This is a genomic window from Comamonas testosteroni TK102 (genome assembly GCF_000739375.1).
Lineage (GTDB): Bacteria > Pseudomonadota > Gammaproteobacteria > Burkholderiales > Burkholderiaceae_C > Comamonas > Comamonas brasiliensis.
Genome location: NZ_CP006704.1, coordinates 6,021,297 through 6,037,099, shown reverse-complemented (window position 1 = coordinate 6,037,099; position 15,803 = coordinate 6,021,297). Strand labels below are relative to the sequence as shown.

Genomic DNA, 15,803 nt, shown 5'->3' with positions numbered 1-15,803 from the left:
CCCTCCTGCTGGACGAGGAACCGCTTCTTACACCGGAGGGACCCACGTGCTGACTGCTTCGCAACCCCCTGACGCCCCATCCGCCCTGCGCGTGGGCCTGAGTGCCGGCAAATCGCTGCTGGGCGGCCTGATGCTCGGTGCCTTGCTGGCCCTGGTGCTGGGCTGCGGCGCGGCCGTGTTCTATTTTTCGCGCCTGATGGCCGATCCCGGCCAGGGCATTCATGCCTCGGCCCATACCGGCATCTACGGCGCCGTGATCAGCCTGCTGATGTCGCCGCCGCTGCTGGTGGCCGTGGTCCTGATCTTCATCATTCCCGCCTACCTCATGGTCGGTCTGCAGTTGGGCCGCGCCCGCGCGGCAGGCAAGCTGGTGGCGCGCTACGGCCAGGGCCTGGCCGAGCGTCTGGCGGCCATGCTGGCACAGCGCATCGAGGCCCTGCCCAGCGCTCACAAGGCCATGCACAAGGCGGCCGATCTGCTCACCGTGGGCGCGGCGATGGAGCATCTGCAGCCCTGGGTCGGCAACGGGCGTGCCGTGCAGTTCGTGGTGCGCAGCGTGCTCAATCGCTTGCCGCTGGCCGACCTGCTCGAGGAATGGGGCCACACGCGCGCCCAGTGGGGCAGCGAAGGCGGCAAGGACGATCCGGCGCTGCGCGCCTTTCTGGGCGCCCGCATCCAGGAGATGCTGCAGGGCCTGACCGAGCCGCCCTGGACGCTGCTGTGGATCTTGCTGGCCGGGCATGCTGCCGTACTCGGCTTCGGCATCTGGCTGACTGCCTGAGGGACCGGGTGGGCGCGGTGCTGGCCTAGTCCCGGCTGCTGCGTGTCGCCCACCAGCAGATCAGCGAGCCCAGCGTGACCAGGGCCACGCCCTGCCAGAAGCTCCAGCCCGGCAACACCTGCAGCAGGGCGCTGGCCATCAGCGCCGAGAGCACGGGCGTGAAGTAGGACGCCGCGGCCAGCAGGGCCAGCTTGCCATGTTGGATGCCATGCTCCCAGCAGCTGTAGCCCAGCGCCGTGAGTGCGCCGACCAGAACCACCTGGCCGGCGGTGAGCCAGGTCCAGTGCATGGGCTGTGGTGCGTCCAGCATCAGCCATTTGAGCCACAGCGCCAAGGCCGTCCAGGTCACGAACAGGCCCACGGCGTTGAAGCCCGCACCATGGCGGCGCGCCAGCAGCGAATAGGCCGGCCAGAGCAGGGCGGCGGCAAAACCCATGCCATAGGCCAGCGGGTTGCTCTGTACATGGCTCCACATGACCGGCAGGCTGAAGCTTGCGCCGCCCAGCACGCGCGCCAGGCCCCACAGGCAGATCAGCACCCCGGGCCACAGCCACCAGCGCGCCGCCTGCTGGCCGCACAGCACGGCCAGCACGATGGTGAGGCTGGGCCAGAGGTAGTTGATGAGCCCGATCTCCATGGCCTGGCTGCGGTCGTGAGCCAGGCCCACGGCCACGGACAGGCAGATCTCGTAGACCACGAACAGCAGGCCGCAGCCCCAGAGATAGGCCGGATGCATGCTGCGCCAGCGGACCAGCTCGCGCCAGCCTTTGCGCCCGCGTGCCACGGCAATGCAGAGGGCGGCCATGGTGTAGAGGCAGGCCGCGCCGCCGACCGCACCCAGCGGCTCGGCCACGGCGCGCATCAGGCCCACGGTGCAGCTCCAGCAGAGCACGGCCAGCAGGCCTATCAGGGTGGCGCGGTGCTGCAGGCTGGGATTCTGGGACATGGGACGGGCCGGATTATCAAAACAATAGCTACCTGCGCCTGTCAGATAAGGAATTTCAGGCAAAACACCTGAAATTCCATGCTGGGAAAGTGCCAGCTGCTATCCAAAACAAGAATGCCGCGCATTGTGCGCCGAGCTTACTGGATTGCCACCACACCGACCGCGGCGCGCTTGCGCACGAACTGGTAGGCCACGCCCAGCAGCACAAACCACAACGGGGTGACGATCAGTGCCTGGCGCGTATCGTCCTTGAGCGTGAGCAGCACCAGAATACCCGCGAAGAAGGCCAGGCAGGCCACACACATGGGGACGCCGCCGGGCATCCTGAAACGGGAGGCCAGGTGCAGCGCTGCACGCTGGCGGCGGTAGGCGATGTAGGACAGCAGAATCAGCGACCAGACAAACATGAACAGAATGGCCGATACCGTGGTCACCAGGGTGAAGGCTTCCATCAGGTCGGGAATCATCCACATCAGGAAAGCGCCTGCCAGCAGGCAGATGCACGAAAACATGAGGCCGCGCGAGGGCACGCTGCGCGATGACAGGGTGCCGAAGGACTTGGGGGCATCGCCCTTGAGCGACAGGCCGTAGAGCATGCGGCTGGTGGAGAACACTCCGCTGTTGGCCGAGGAGGCGGCCGAGGTCAGCACCACGAAGTTGATCACGCCGGCTGCGGCGGGCAGACCGGCCAGCACGAACAGTTCCACGAACGGGCTCTTGCCCGGCACCACGTCGCGCCAGGGCGTGACGGTCATGATGGCCACCAGCGCCAGCACGTAAAAGACGATGATGCGCACGGGAATCGAGTTGATGGCGCGCGGCAGCGTGCGCTCCGGATCCTTGGCCTCGGCGGCGGTGGTGCCTACCAGTTCGATGCCGACAAAGGCGAACACCGCAATCTGGAAGCCCGCGAAAAAGCCCATCAGACCGTTGGGGAACATGCCGCCGTCATTCCAGAGATTGGCCAGCGCAGCCTGGCGACCCGCAGGCGATACGAAGCCCGAGAACACCATCCACAGGCCCACGCCGATCAGCGTCACGATGGCCACGATCTTGATCATGGCGAACCAGAACTCGGTCTCGCCGAACAGCTTCACCGTCAGCAGGTTCAGGCCCAGCAGCAGCAGCACGCAGGCAATGGCAGGCAGCCACTGCGGGATGTCGGGGAACCAGAACTGTGCGTAGCCGGTGATGGCAATCACATCCGCGATGCCGGTGACGATCCAGCAGAACCAGTAGGTCCAGCCCGTGAAAAAGCCTGCCCAGGGGCCCAGCAGATCGGCAGAGAAATCGATGAAGGAGCGGTACTGAAGATTGGACAGCAGCAGCTCGCCCATGGCCCGCATCACGAAGAACAGCATGATGCCGATGGCCATGTACACGAAGACGATGGACGGCCCGGCCAGGCTGATGGTCTTGCCCGAGCCCATGAACAGGCCCGTACCTATGGCGCCGCCGATGGCGATCAGCTGTATGTGGCGATTGGTGAGATTGCGTTGCAGGTGGTCATGGCCATCCTGGCCCGGCGCGTCTGATGCCTTGCGAGTCATCTGAGGGAAACCTTTGCAAAAGCTGCCGTCGCCACGAACGGCAACGCCGCCGCTGCGGCGCCGGACCGCAATGGCTGGCAGGAAACCTGAAATCTTAGAGCGTGTTTACGATCTCTACGCAGCCGCGTTGGAGCGCAATCGGGATGAGTTCGAAGCGATGGCTCGCTGCTTGCACCGGGGTGCAAGCAAGAGTTAGCGCACAGAAATCGCCCGATTGCGCTCCAACCCTTCGGGACAGGGGCTTTGCGGGCGCCCGGTCAGGGGCGGTCTGCGACGTTGCCTCGCCGGCCGCGCGAATCCTCGCAATAGCGCGGCTATTGCTGCGGTGTCGCGCGCGGGGGGCCGCCCCCTTGCATCCCATCCCGTAAAGCCTCTGTCGCGGCGCGAGGAGATCGTAAACACGCTCTTAGAGTCGGCAAGGATAAACCAAGCCGGCCCATGGCATCCGGGGTACTGGCATCCGGGCTGGGGCAGCAGCACCTGGCGGTGTCAACCGCCCTGTGCCGGCCCTTTGTCTTCGTGTCCGGTCTGGCAAGCAGGGCCCGGCGTCCTGCCGCCGCAGGAGTTCGGCGGCGGGCCGGTGCCGGGCAGGCGTATTAGATATGCCCGCCGGGGCGGGCATCAGCCGATGTGGAGCGCATGCAGGCGCTGGTGCGCGCGGGGCAAGCGCCTGCAGCTATCGCAACCGTAGCGAGTCGGAGCGCCGACCGAGCCCACGCTTACAGGCCCAGCATGATCTGCAGGTTCTGCACGGCGGCGCCGCTGGCACCCTTGCCCAGATTGTCCAGGCGTGCGATCAGCACGGCCTGGCGATATTGCTCGTTGGCAAACACGCGCAGTTCCAGCTTGTTGGTATTGGCCAGGGTATCGGCGGCCAGCTTGTTGTCGTCCGTGGGCGGCAGCACGCTGACCCAGTTGGCGCTGGTGTTGGTCTGGGCGTAATGGCTGGCCAGAGCGTCGTGCAGGTCGGCGGCCTTGGGCGCGCCGGGCAGCAGATCGAGGTGCAACGGCAGCTGCACCAGCATCCCCTGGGCAAAGTTGCTCACGGCGGGGATGAACACGGGGCGGCGGGTCATGCCGGTGTAGTGCAGGATTTCGGGAATGTGCTTGTGCGACAGACCCAGTGCGTAGGCCTCGTAAGGTGCGGCATCGCCGCCTTCGTAGGTTTCGATCATGGTGCGGCCGCCGCCGGTGTAGCCGGACACGGAGGGCAGGCTCACGGGGTAGTCGGCGGGAATCAGGCCGGCAGCCACCAGCGGTGCCAGCAGGGCGATGGCGCCCGTGGCATAGCAGCCGGGGTTGGAGACGCGGGTGGCGTTCTTCACGGCGTCGAGCTGGCCGGCGCGCAGTTCGGGGAAGCCGTAGACCCAGCCTGCGGCCGTGCGATGGGCGGTGGAGGCGTCGATGATCTTGATGGCGCGGCCAGTCTCTGCGGTTATGGAGTCCACCATGGCAGCGGTTTCACGGGCGGCATCGTCGTGCAGGCAGAGGATGACCAGGTCCACGCCGGCAATCAGAGAGCGTTTGGCGGCCGGGTCCTTGCGCAGTGCGGGGTCGATGCTGACCAGCTCCACACCTGCAAAATCGACCAGACGATCACGGATCTGCAGACCTGTGGTTCCTGCTTCTCCGTCAATAAAGACTTTTGCCATTGCATTTTCTCCTGCACCGGCGCGCGCATTTCTTGGTTTATATGCCGCTGCCTGCGGCACCATTGCCGCTTTCCGAGCGGTGATTGTCCTTGAATCTCGTCAGGCATGCGCACTGCCTGTCTTTTAGGCAAGTCTTGCGCGAATGGCCCAGTAGACGTAGCAGCTATTCGCAGTTGTCAGCACATTGCCAGCCGCTGCTTCAATGCCCTTGACTCGTATATAAGACATAAGAAAGTTGCGGGAAGAAAAGATATCGTGTAGGAATAATTTCCCTAAGAAATTCAAGGCATTGCAGCTGTTTCCGGAACACGACAAAGTTGCGTGAAATTGTGGATTTTGCGCATGTTCAGGTGTCGTTTTGCGCGGTGCAGCATGGTACATTCCTGCTCGCCATGTCATATGAACCCGATGGCCAGGCTCCCCCGAGTCGGTGGCAAGCGGGTATTTCCCCTCAGTTCAGAGAGACAAAGTCATGAAGATTCATGAATACCAAGGCAAGGAAATCTTGCGCCAATTTGGTGTGCCCGTTCCCCGTGGCATTCCTGCGTTTACCGTGCAAGAGGCTGTTGAAGCAGCCCAGAAGCTGGGTGGACCCGTGTGGGTGGTGAAGGCCCAGATCCACGCTGGTGGCCGCGGCAAGGGCGGCGGCGTGAAGGTTGCCAAGTCCATCGAGGACGTGCAGAAGCTGTCCGAGCAGATCCTAGGCATGCAGCTGGTGACTCACCAGACCGGCCCCGAAGGTCAGAAGGTCCGTCGCCTGTACATCGAAGACGGCGCCGACATCAAGAACGAACTGTATGTGTCGCTGGTGACTGACCGTGCCACACAGAAGGTTGCCCTGATCGCTTCCAGCGAAGGCGGCATGGACATCGAGGAAGTGGCTCACTCCACTCCCGAAAAGATCATCACCGAGATGATCGACCCCCTGACCGGCATCACCGAAGCGCAATCGCGCAAGGTGGCAGCTGCCATCGGTCTGGAAGGCAAGTCCGTGGATCAGGCCGTGGATCTGTTCGCCAAGATCTACAAGTGCTACATGGACACCGACGCGTCGCTGGTGGAAATCAACCCCCTGAACTGCGACTCCAAGGGCGACCTGATGGCCCTGGACGCCAAGTTCAACTTCGACCCCAACGCGCTGTTCCGCCACCCCGAAATCGTGGCCTTCCGCGATCTGGACGAAGAAGACGCTGCCGAAATCGAAGCCTCCAAGTTCGATCTGGCCTACATCTCCCTGGACGGCAACATCGGCTGCCTGGTGAACGGCGCCGGTCTGGCCATGGCCACCATGGACACCATCAAGCTGTTCGGCGGCGAACCTGCCAACTTCCTGGACGTGGGCGGCGGCGCTACGGCCGAGAAGGTGACGGAAGCCTTCAAGATCATGCTCAAGAACCCTGAAGTCAAGGGTATTTTGGTCAATATCTTTGGTGGCATCATGAAGTGTGACACCATCGCCAACGGCGTGGTCACCGCCTGCAAGGCCGTGAACCTGAGCGTGCCTCTGGTCGTGCGCATGAAGGGCACCAACGAAGAGCTGGGCAAGCAGATCCTCAAGGATTCCGGTCTGCCCATCATCGCTGCTGACACCATGGCTGAAGCAGCGACCAAGATCGTTGCTGCCGTTAAGTAATACGCCCCGGAGATAGAAACATGTCGATCTTTATCAACAAAGACACCAAGGTCATCACCCAGGGCATTACTGGCAAGACCGGTCAGTTCCACACTGAAAAGTGCCAGGAATACGCGAACGGCAAGAACTGCTTCGTGGCAGGCGTGAACCCCAAGAAGGCTGGCGAAAAGATTTTCGACATCCCAATCTTTGGTTCCGTCAAGGACGCTGCCAAGGAAACCGGCGCTACCGTGTCCGTGATCTACGTGCCTCCCGCAGGCGCTGCTGCTGCCATCTGGGAAGCGGTTGAAGCCGATCTGGACCTGGCCATCTGCATCACCGAAGGCATCCCCGTTCGCGACATGCTGGAAGTGCGCAACAAGATGAAGGCCAAGGAAGCTGCCGGCGGCAAGAAGACTCTGCTGCTGGGCCCCAACTGCCCCGGTCTGATCACGCCTGACGAAATCAAGATCGGCATCATGCCCGGTCACATCCACAAGAAGGGCCGCGTGGGCGTGGTGTCCCGTTCCGGTACGCTGACTTACGAAGCCGTGGCTCAGCTGAGCGAACTGGGCATTGGCCAGTCCTCCGCTGTCGGTATCGGTGGCGACCCCATCAACGGTCTGAAGCACATCGACGTGATGCGCGCTTTCAACGACGATCCCGACACCGATGCCGTGATCATGATCGGTGAAATCGGCGGTCCCGACGAAGCCGAAGCTGCCCAGTGGTGCAAGGCCAACATGAAGAAGCCTATCGTGGGCTTTATCGCCGGCGTGACTGCGCCTCCCGGCAAGCGCATGGGCCACGCAGGTGCCCTGATCTCCGGCGGTGCCGACACGGCTGACGCCAAGCTGGCCATCATGGAAGAGTGCGGCTTCACCATCACCCGCAACCCTTCCGAAATGGGCCGCCTGCTGCAAGGCCTGCTGAAGAAGTAAGTCCTTGCAAAAGTTCCTGATGCGGCGTTGAATTTACGCAGTATTACGAACTGACAAGGATAGGCCTGGCGTCCTACACTGGCTCCACTCTTAAAAGAAAGCGCCGCGCAATGCGGCGCTTTCATATTCAAAACAGTGGAGTCATCATGGAAATGCTCAATAGCGCCGATTTCTGGATCGGCCTGGTGAAGATCATCTGGATCAACATCATTCTCTCCGGCGACAACGCCGTGGTCATCGCACTGGCCGCGCGCTCGCTTCCCCCTGAACAGCAGAAGAAAGCCATCATGTTCGGCTCCGGCGCCGCCGTGGTGCTGCGTATCGTGCTGACCGTGGTGGCAGCCAAGCTGCTGGAACTCTCCTTCCTGCAAGTCGTGGGCGGCTGCCTGCTGCTGTGGATCGGCTATCAGCTGCTGACCGGCGACGAAGACGGCGAAGGCGAGTCCAAGGGCCATGGCTCCATGATGACTGCCATCCGCACCATCCTGATCGCCGACCTGGTGATGAGCCTGGACAACGTGATTGCCGTGGCCGCCACTGCCCAGGGCAATATGGTGCTGCTGATCCTGGGCCTGGCCATTTCCATTCCCCTGGTGATTTTCGGCTCCACGCTGATGATCAAGCTCATGGAGCGTTTCCCCGTCATCGTCACGCTGGGCGCGGCGCTGATTGGCTGGGTGGGCGGCGAGACCATCGTCAACGACAACCTGCTGCATGGCTACACCATGGCTCACCCCTGGCTGCACTATGCTGCCGCTGCAGCGGGCGCCGTGCTGGTGGTCGGACTGGGCAAGTTCATGCAGGCACGCTCTGCCAGGAAGGAAGTCGCTGCGGCCTGATCGCCCCGACAAGCTCCCCCCAAAAAACGCACCGTGGAAGCACGGTGCGTTTTTTTATGGCCGCAGCGTGGGCGACAAACTGTGTGAACATGGCTTCCAACCTTCGTGTAACCCCAGGCTTGTTAGCCTTGTCGCCATGCAGATATCGGAACTTGCCAGCCTGTCGGGTGTGTCCGTGCACGCCATTCGTCACTATGAGAGTCTGGGCCTGATTGCCGCCGCCCGGCGCCCCTCCGGCTACCGCGAGTTCGATGACAGCGTGATCCGCGAGCTGCGATTCATCGCCATGTCGCGGCAATGTGGTTTCTCCCTGGCGCAGATCGCCGAAGTGCTGCCGGCCTATCGTCGCAAGACCCTGACGGCGGCCCAGATGATTGTCAGGCTGCAGGAGCGCATTGCCGAACTGGATGCGGAGATTGCCCAGCGGCGCGCACTGCGCAAGCACCTGGTTTCACATATCGCATGGTTTGGCGAGCGTGAGCCGCAGCCAGCCGTCAAGCCAGGATTTCCGCGTGTTCGTGCGCGCGGCAGTGACGAGGCCGGTTCATCCGGCAGGAGCAGGAGAGAGTGATGACACCGCAGAACGAGAATTTCGCCCGTGACGTACAGGCCCTGGTGCTTTCCATGCCGGTGGCGCAGATGCTGCAGCTGCGCTTCGAGCGCATAGGGCCAGGCGAGGTCGATCTCTGCCTGCCCTATCAGGAAAGCCTGAGCTTCAGGCCCGGCCAGTTGCAGGCCACGCCCGTCTTTGCCATCGCGGACTTTGCTGCCGTATCGGCCGCAGGGACGCTGCTGCCGCCGGGCTGGTTCAATGCCACCGTGGACTGCAGCATCAAATACCTGGCGGCGGCCGATGGCACGAGCCTGCTGGCCCGTGGCCGCGTCATCCAGGCCAGCAAGCTGCTGACAGTGGCCCGGGCGGATGTGTTTTCCTGCCGCGAAGGCCGGGAGCTGCTTTGCGCAACCATGCTGGCCACGGCGCGGAATCTGGCTCCCGCATCCCAGGACTGACTTTTGGGGGCAGCGCCCGAGGTTTTTTGCCCGGACGGCAGGTTTGCAGCGGTCCGAGCCCGCGCCGCCGGGGCAAACTACGCTCCATCATGAAAACCCAGTACTACACCGCTTCCAGCCTGGATGGCTTTCTCGCCACCGAAGACGACTCCCTGGACTGGCTGTTTCCCCTGGGCAGCCTGACGGAGTCCAGCTATCCGGGCTTTATTGCGCAGGTCGGTGCGCTGGCCATGGGCTCGGCCACCTATGAATGGATGCTCCGCAACGCCGATGCCGTGAAGCAGGAGACTGGCGCAGCCTGGCCTTATGCGCAGCCTGCCTGGGTGTTCTCCAGCCGCCAGCTGCCGTTGATAGAGGGTGCCGATGTGCGCTTTGTCAGCGGCGCTGTGCAGCCCGTGCTGGCAAGCATGAGGGCTGCAGCCGGCAACAGGAACATCTGGATTGTGGGCGGCGGTGATCTGGCCGGTCAGTTCCATGACGCGGGCCTGCTGGACGAGGTGATTGTGCAGATCGGTTCGGCCACTCTGGGCCGGGGCAAGCCTCTGCTGCCGCGCCGGCTGCTGAGTCCCGTGCTGCAGCTGCAGTCCGTGCAGCAGATTGGCACGGGCATGGCGGAGCTGCGCTACACCGTGTGCAAGACGCAGCTGCCTGGGAATTAACGACTGTTTTTGGCAGGCCAGAGCACCGAGGCAATCGCCACCACCATCAGGCAGACGGCAGTCCAGTCCTGCCAGTGCAAGACTTCGCCCAGCCACCAGGCGCCCACAAACACGCCAAGCACCGGAATCATCATCACGCTCAGCGTGGAGGCCACGGGCGGCAGGCTGCGGGCCAGATAGAACCACACGGCCTGGGCGAAGCCCAGCACCAGGATGCCATTGAAAGCGATAGCAGCCAGCGCAGTCTGGTCGGGCATCTGCCATTGTTTTCGCTCAAAAACAAAGGCCAGCACGGTCAGTACCACGGTGGTGATGGCCACCATCCACAGCGACAGCGTCATCAGCGGTACGGGCGCCTCGGTGCGGCGTAGCAACTGCGTTCCCCAGGCCCAGCCGGCGGCAGCAATCAGCATCAGCATCACGCCCAGGGGCTTGCTGCCCAGAGCGCCGACTTCATGCCACAGCAGCAGCAGTACGCCGGCGAAGGCTGCACCCACGCCCGCCCAGGCGCGCACGCCCAGCCTGTCCCTGAAGAACAGGCTGCCGAACACGGCCGAGAAGATGGGCATGGTGTAGCCCAGAATCGCCGCGCGTCCGCTGGACAGCGTGGGGATGGCGATGATGATCAGGCAGTGCCAGAGCACCATGTTGAACAGCGTGAGCTTGGCTAGCTGGCCCCAGTAGCTGCGCGGTATGGCCAGCGGCAAGCCCTTGCTGGCGACGAAGAGGGCCAGAATGGGCAGCCCTACCCACATGCTGACCATGCGGAAGCTCAGGGGCGGGAAATGCTGCACGCCGAGCTTCATCACCGGCCAGTTCAGACCCCAGACGATGGTGAGCAAGACGAGGAGGATGAGCTGTTTGGGCGTGAACGAAGGCATGGGGCTGGATTATCTCCCCCGGAATGATTTTCTCCCCCTGTGGCGCTTCGCGCCTTCCCCCTCTCTGTACGCGCAGCGCGCTAGGGGAGGAGGACACCGTCGGTGCGCGGCGGCGCTTCCTCGGTGTCACTGAGTTGGTGTGTGCGTCTGTTTTGCGGCTTGGCGCAAAACCTGTGGCAAGGCTTGGAAGGGGCGAACAATTAAAATCACGCTTTATGACTTTTATCGACATGCTGCGCGACGCGTCCACGCGCAATGACTCCATGCTGTGCGTGGGTCTGGACCCTGAACCCAGCCGCTTTCCTGGCGCCATGCAGGGCGATGCGTCCAAGATCTACGACTTCTGCGCAGCTATCGTCGATGCCACCCATGATCTGGTCAACAGCTTCAAGCCCCAGATCGCCTACTTCGCCGCCCACCGTGCCGAGGACCAGCTCGAAAAGCTGATGGCGCACATGCGCCGAGTGGCGCCCCATGTGCCCGTGATTCTGGACGCCAAGCGTGGCGATATCGGCTCCACCGCCGGGCAATACGCCAAGGAAGCCTTCGAGCGCTATGGCGCCGATGCCGTGACCCTCTCGCCCTTCATGGGCTTCGACTCCATCACGCCCTATCTCAAGTACGAGGGCAAGGGCGCTTTCCTGCTGTGCCGCACCTCCAATCCCGGCGGTGACGACCTGCAGGCCCAGACCCTGGCCGATGTGCCCGGCAACCCCCATATGTTCGAGCATGTGGCCAAGCTGGCCCAGGGCCCGTGGAACACCAATGGCCAGCTGGGACTGGTGGTGGGTGCAACCCGTCCCAGCGAGATCGAGCGCGTGCGTGCCGTGGCTCCCACACTGCCGCTGCTGATTCCCGGCGTGGGTGCACAGGGCGGCGATGCCGTGGCGACGGTCAAGGCCGCCCGCATTGGCGGCGGGCCCATCATCATCAATTCCTCGCGCGCCATTCTGTACGCGGGACAGGGCGATGACTTTGCCAAGGCCGCACGCGCGGCAGCCATCGCCACGCGCGCCACGCTGCAGGCAGCAGCGCAGAGTTGAGTCAGGGCGCTCTGGCCATGCAAAGCAAGTGGCTGGAAGACTTTCTGCTTCTGGCACAGGAGCGCAGCTTCACCCGCGCGGCGGAGCTGCGCCATGTCACCCATCCGGCTTTCGGCCGGCGCATCCGTGCGCTGGAGGAGTGGGCCGGAACCCCGCTGATCGAGGCGGGCGGCGGGCCGGTTCGTCTCACTGCGGCCGGCGAGGCCTTTCGCGACACTGCCGAGCAGATGGTGCGCACCCTGGCCCAGTCGCATGACGAGCTGCAGGCCGTGGCCGGCCGGCAGGCCCATGTAATCACGCTGGCCACGGGGCGCACGCTGGCGCGCACCATCGTGGCCGACTGGCTGGCGCGCTATGGCAGCGTGCTGCAGACGGCGGAGATGCGCATCGTCACCCGCACACTCGATGAAACCGTGCACATATTGCAGCGCGGCGAGGTCAGCTTTGCCCTGCTCTACCACCATGCCGCCATTGCCGTGCGGCTGGATGGCCGCCAGTTCAGCTATCTGACGGTGATGAGCGACAAGCTGGTGCCCGTGGCCCGGGCCGATGCCGAAGGCAAGCCCTTGTTCGCACTGGCACAGGCTCTGCTGCCCGGTGCCAGCCCCATGCCTTATCTGGCTTTTTCGCACAGCATGGCGTTGGGGCGGCTGGTCGAAGACCATCTTGCCAGCCATCCTCTGTGGCCGCGCCTGCGCCGCTGCATCGAATGCGATTCGGCGGATGCCAATTACGAGTACGTGCTCAAGGGTCTGGGCGTGGCCTGGATGCCCTGGTCCATGGTGCAGCGCGATTGCCAGGACGGCCGTCTGGCGCTGGCCGGCGACGGCAGTCTGGACGTGCATTTCGATGTGCGGCTTTATCGGCCCAAACGCCGGCTGAGCACCGCTGCGGAGCAGTTCTGGACCGATATCACCGGCCAGTAACTGAGCAGTCACTCCTTTTTTGCCTGCGGCCACAGCTTAAGCTGGAAAAACAACAGCGGGTATCGGCTTCTCGGCGGCGTTGCTCCTCTCGATTTGCTCTAAAACACCTTGATGTGCTGAAATGGCACGGAAATGTGCCAGATCGGCACTGAAGGGTTTTCTCTGTATTCGGACAATTGCCTCATACAGATTCGGAATAGTTTCATGCAGAACACAAACATCCTCCGCCGTACCGCCATCGCTGCGGGCCTGCTGCTGGGCGCTGCCGTGGCAGTCCCTGCCATCGCCGCCGACAACTATCCCAGCAAGGCCATCACCATGGTCGTGGGCTACCCGGCCGGCGGCAGCACCGACCTGGTGGGACGTCTGGTGGCCGACGGCCTGGCCAAGCAGCTGGGCCAGCCCGTGGTGGTGGAAAACCTGGGCGGCGCCGGTGGCGCCATCGGTGCGCAAAAAGTGGCCAAGGCCCCCGCCGACGGTTACACCATCATGGTGGGTGCCAACAATGAGCTGGCCATTGCCAGGCTCATCAACAAGGCCGTGAAGTACAACATTGGCGACTTCACTCCCATCGGTCTGGTGGGTTCCCAGCCCATGGTGCTGGTCGCATCGCACAAGGCCGGCGTGAAGAACGCGGCCGAGTTCGTGAGCCTGGTGTCCAAGAACCCCGACAAGTTCAGCTACGGCAGCTCCGGCGTGGGCACGGCGCTGCATCTGGCCGGCGAGCTGGTCAAGGAGCAGGGCAAGCTGCAGATGACCCATGTGCCCTACAAGGGCGTGGCTCCGCTGACCACCGACCTGGTGGGCAACAACATCGAGTTCGGCGTGTTCGTGCTGTCCTCGGGCCTGCCCCATATCAAGGCCGGCAAGGTTGTGGCCCTGGGTACGACCGAAGCCAAGCGCTCGGCTATCACCCCCGATATTCCTGCCCTGTCCGAGCTGCCCCAGTTCAAGAACGTGGACATCAACAGCTGGTTTGCGCTGATGGCCCCCAAGGGCCTGCCCGCCCCTATCGCCGCCAAGCTGAAGAAGGCGCTGGAAGAAACCATGGCATCGCCCGAGTTCCGCAAGAAGATGGAAGAGACCGGCAATGTGGTGGCCGATCCCAAGGTGGATGCCGGCAAGTACATCAACACCGAAATTGCCAAGTACGCAAAGATTGTTCAGTTCGCGCATATCGAGAACTGATCTTGCTTGGACTGATGGTGACCTGAGGTCGCCTAGGTTGGAAAACGGCTTGTGCCTCCGGGGCGCAGGCCGTTTTTGCGTTTGGGCTTTTGCGGTGTCGTGCCTGGTTTTTTGACAGGGGTCGGGTCTCGCCCCGGCGGGCGAGGTACTTTCTTTTGCTTCGCCATCGGATCGCCGACCGAAAGCAAATACCCAAAGAAAAGGCGACCCGAGTGTCTGCGTCCCTGCGCTTTGCTTCGGGCAAACCGCGTGCCGCAGGCGCAGCCAGGCAGGTGGGAGCGGACAGCCTGCAAGACTGGTTGCGAAATCAGGCTCAAGCGCTTATATGAATTGCGGTGGCAGCTATCAAATCTATCTCGGAGCTATCCTGTCTCCGGTATTGCCCCTCGTGCCCACATCCCGCAGGCGAAGCCGGAGGGATGTGGGCAGCAGGGGGCAGCTCTTTGCCCACTTTCTTGCACAAGAAAGTAGGTCGTCTGCCGGGGCGAAATCCCGGTCTCTGTCCTGAAATAAAGCAAGAATCAGGTTGTGGCGCAGACCCACAAAGCGCAACCAGCTCTCAATTCTGAGTCGCCAGCTGACAACGCGCAGGCGACACTGCCCCCACATTCACCTTCTGTGCGGCCAGCGCCGCATCCAGCGTTTCCCCGAGCAGCAGATTGCGCGCCAGCAGGCTGTAGCCGGCGGCGCTCTGGATGCCATAGCCGCCCTGGGCGGCGACCCAGAAAAAGCCCGGCACGGGCGTGGGCGAGGCATCCCAGCCGATCACCAGCTCGCCATCGGCGACAAAGCTGCGCAGGCCGGCCCAGGTATGCGAGGGGCGGCGGATTTGCAGCGTGGTGGCTTCCTCGATGTGATGGATGCCGGTGGCAATGTCCAGCTCTTCGGGCACGACATCGTGCGGTGCCACGGGATCTGCATTGGCGGGGGAGCCCAGCAGCTGGCCGGCGTCGGGCTTGATGTACCAGTTTTCATCGGCGCTGATGATGGCGGGCCAGAGCGTGGCGTCCAAGCCTTGGGGGACAGGGAAGGTGAAGGCGCTGCGGCGTTTTGGGGTGATGCCAATGGGAGCCGCTCCCACCATGGCGGCCACGACATCTACCCAGGCCCCGGCGGCGTTGACGATGACCTTGGCACGAAGGCTCCGGCCCTGGGGCAGGGCAATGTGCCAGAAGTCGTTGACCCGGGTGATGGCCTGGACCTCGGCGTTGCACCACAGGTCGCCGCCGCGCTGGCGCAGGCCGCGGATATAGCCCTGGTGCAGGCCGTGCACATCGATGTCACGCGCACCGGTATCGAGAAAGCCGTCCACCAGCACCTCGGTGTCGAGCACGGGAACCAGGGTCTTGAGCTGTGCGGCGCTCAGGCGCTGGGCATCGGGGGAGTGAACCTGGGCCTCGGCGTAGGCAGCATCCACCAGATCCCGCTGATCGGCCGTGCCCACATAGAGCACGCCGCGCGGCGTGAGGATGGGGGCTTCGGCAAAACCGGCCGGTGGCGCATCGTAGAAGGCGCGGCTGGCGCGGGTCAGGGCCTGAACCTGGGCGGGACCGTAATGCTCTTCAAACAGCGCGGCCGAGCGGCCGGTGGTGTGATAGCCGGGCTGGGATTCGCGCTCCAGCACCAGCACCGAGGGCGGGGTCTCGCCACCCGACTGCGCCAGCTGCCAGGCGGCGGAGGCTCCGGCCATGCCCGCGCCCACGATGACGAAATCCCAGATATCTTTCTGCATTGTTTCTCTCCCCGGTGCAACAAGCTATGGTTTGCATAGCTT

Annotated in this window: 15 protein-coding genes; 10 read left to right on the top strand and 5 right to left on the bottom strand. The window is 63.5% G+C overall.

Annotated features, from left to right (window positions below):
• Positions 1 to 46 precede the first annotated feature (46 nt).
• Entirely contained in the window at positions 47 to 781 is a 735-nt protein-coding gene (locus tag O987_RS27370; protein WP_043375942.1) for a hypothetical protein, read from the top strand.
• Between the two features lie 25 nt (positions 782 to 806).
• Here O987_RS27370 and yddG read toward each other — a convergent pair whose 3' ends face one another.
• The 3 genes from yddG to argC form a co-directional block, all read right to left on the bottom strand.
• The gene (gene yddG / locus O987_RS27365; protein WP_043375940.1) at positions 807 to 1,727 is read right to left on the bottom strand and encodes an aromatic amino acid DMT transporter YddG; all 921 of its coding nucleotides are present in this window, start codon (positions 1,725 to 1,727) and stop codon (positions 807 to 809) included.
• A gap of 137 nt (positions 1,728 to 1,864) precedes the next feature.
• Positions 1,865 to 3,277 carry a D-serine/D-alanine/glycine transporter gene (gene cycA / locus O987_RS27360; RefSeq protein ID WP_003060059.1) on the bottom strand — a complete coding sequence of 471 codons (1,413 nt, stop codon included), beginning with the start codon at positions 3,275 to 3,277 and terminating at the stop codon, positions 1,865 to 1,867.
• A gap of 719 nt (positions 3,278 to 3,996) precedes the next feature.
• Positions 3,997 to 4,929, bottom strand: a complete 933-nt coding sequence (gene argC / locus O987_RS27355) for an N-acetyl-gamma-glutamyl-phosphate reductase (protein ID WP_043375938.1) — start codon at positions 4,927 to 4,929, stop codon at positions 3,997 to 3,999.
• A gap of 472 nt (positions 4,930 to 5,401) precedes the next feature.
• Here argC and sucC point away from each other — a divergent pair, with 472 nt between their 5' ends.
• The 6 genes from sucC (at position 5,402) to O987_RS27325 (ending at position 9,991) form a co-directional block, all read left to right on the top strand.
• Positions 5,402 to 6,562 carry an ADP-forming succinate--CoA ligase subunit beta gene (sucC, locus tag O987_RS27350; protein ID WP_003060063.1) on the top strand — a complete coding sequence of 387 codons (1,161 nt, stop codon included), beginning with the start codon at positions 5,402 to 5,404 and terminating at the stop codon, positions 6,560 to 6,562.
• A gap of 20 nt (positions 6,563 to 6,582) precedes the next feature.
• Complete coding sequence (gene sucD / locus O987_RS27345; RefSeq protein ID WP_003060065.1) at positions 6,583 to 7,482, top strand: succinate--CoA ligase subunit alpha; 900 nt, start codon at positions 6,583 to 6,585, stop codon at positions 7,480 to 7,482.
• A 146-nt stretch (positions 7,483 to 7,628) separates the two neighbouring features.
• On the top strand, positions 7,629 to 8,321 hold the full coding sequence (locus O987_RS27340) for a TerC family protein (RefSeq protein ID WP_003060067.1): 693 nt from the start codon (positions 7,629 to 7,631) through the stop codon (positions 8,319 to 8,321).
• A 136-nt stretch (positions 8,322 to 8,457) separates the two neighbouring features.
• Positions 8,458 to 8,892 carry a MerR family transcriptional regulator gene (locus tag O987_RS27335; protein WP_003060070.1) on the top strand — a complete coding sequence of 145 codons (435 nt, stop codon included), beginning with the start codon at positions 8,458 to 8,460 and terminating at the stop codon, positions 8,890 to 8,892.
• Positions 8,892 to 9,332 (top strand): PaaI family thioesterase, encoded by a 441-nt coding sequence (locus tag O987_RS27330; RefSeq protein WP_003060072.1) that lies wholly within the window; start codon positions 8,892 to 8,894, stop codon positions 9,330 to 9,332. Before O987_RS27335 ends, O987_RS27330 begins: the two co-directional genes overlap by 1 nt.
• Before the next feature lie 89 nt (positions 9,333 to 9,421).
• Complete coding sequence (locus O987_RS27325) at positions 9,422 to 9,991, top strand: dihydrofolate reductase family protein (protein ID WP_043375936.1); 570 nt, start codon at positions 9,422 to 9,424, stop codon at positions 9,989 to 9,991.
• Here O987_RS27325 and O987_RS27320 read toward each other — a convergent pair.
• Positions 9,988 to 10,872 (bottom strand): DMT family transporter, encoded by an 885-nt coding sequence (locus O987_RS27320; protein WP_043375935.1) that lies wholly within the window; start codon positions 10,870 to 10,872, stop codon positions 9,988 to 9,990. The two genes, O987_RS27325 and O987_RS27320, sit on opposite strands and share 4 nt — an antisense overlap.
• A 215-nt stretch (positions 10,873 to 11,087) precedes the next feature.
• Here O987_RS27320 and pyrF point away from each other — a divergent pair, with 215 nt between their 5' ends.
• The 3 genes from pyrF to O987_RS27305 all read left to right on the top strand — a co-directional run bounded on the left by pyrF (position 11,088) and on the right by O987_RS27305 (position 14,029).
• Positions 11,088 to 11,915 carry an orotidine-5'-phosphate decarboxylase gene (pyrF, locus tag O987_RS27315; protein ID WP_043375933.1) on the top strand — a complete coding sequence of 276 codons (828 nt, stop codon included), beginning with the start codon at positions 11,088 to 11,090 and terminating at the stop codon, positions 11,913 to 11,915.
• Between the two features lie 17 nt (positions 11,916 to 11,932).
• Positions 11,933 to 12,841: a LysR family transcriptional regulator gene (locus O987_RS27310; RefSeq protein WP_003060079.1), complete on the top strand. Its 909-nt coding sequence runs from the start codon at positions 11,933 to 11,935 to the stop codon at positions 12,839 to 12,841.
• Between the two features lie 204 nt (positions 12,842 to 13,045).
• Positions 13,046 to 14,029 (top strand): Bug family tripartite tricarboxylate transporter substrate binding protein, encoded by a 984-nt coding sequence (locus tag O987_RS27305; protein ID WP_003060082.1) that lies wholly within the window; start codon positions 13,046 to 13,048, stop codon positions 14,027 to 14,029.
• 559 nt (positions 14,030 to 14,588) lie between these two features.
• Here the strand turns inward: O987_RS27305 and O987_RS27300 are convergent.
• Positions 14,589 to 15,761, bottom strand: a complete 1,173-nt coding sequence (locus tag O987_RS27300) for an NAD(P)/FAD-dependent oxidoreductase (RefSeq protein ID WP_043375931.1) — start codon at positions 15,759 to 15,761, stop codon at positions 14,589 to 14,591.
• Between the last annotated feature and the right edge of the window lie 42 nt (positions 15,762 to 15,803).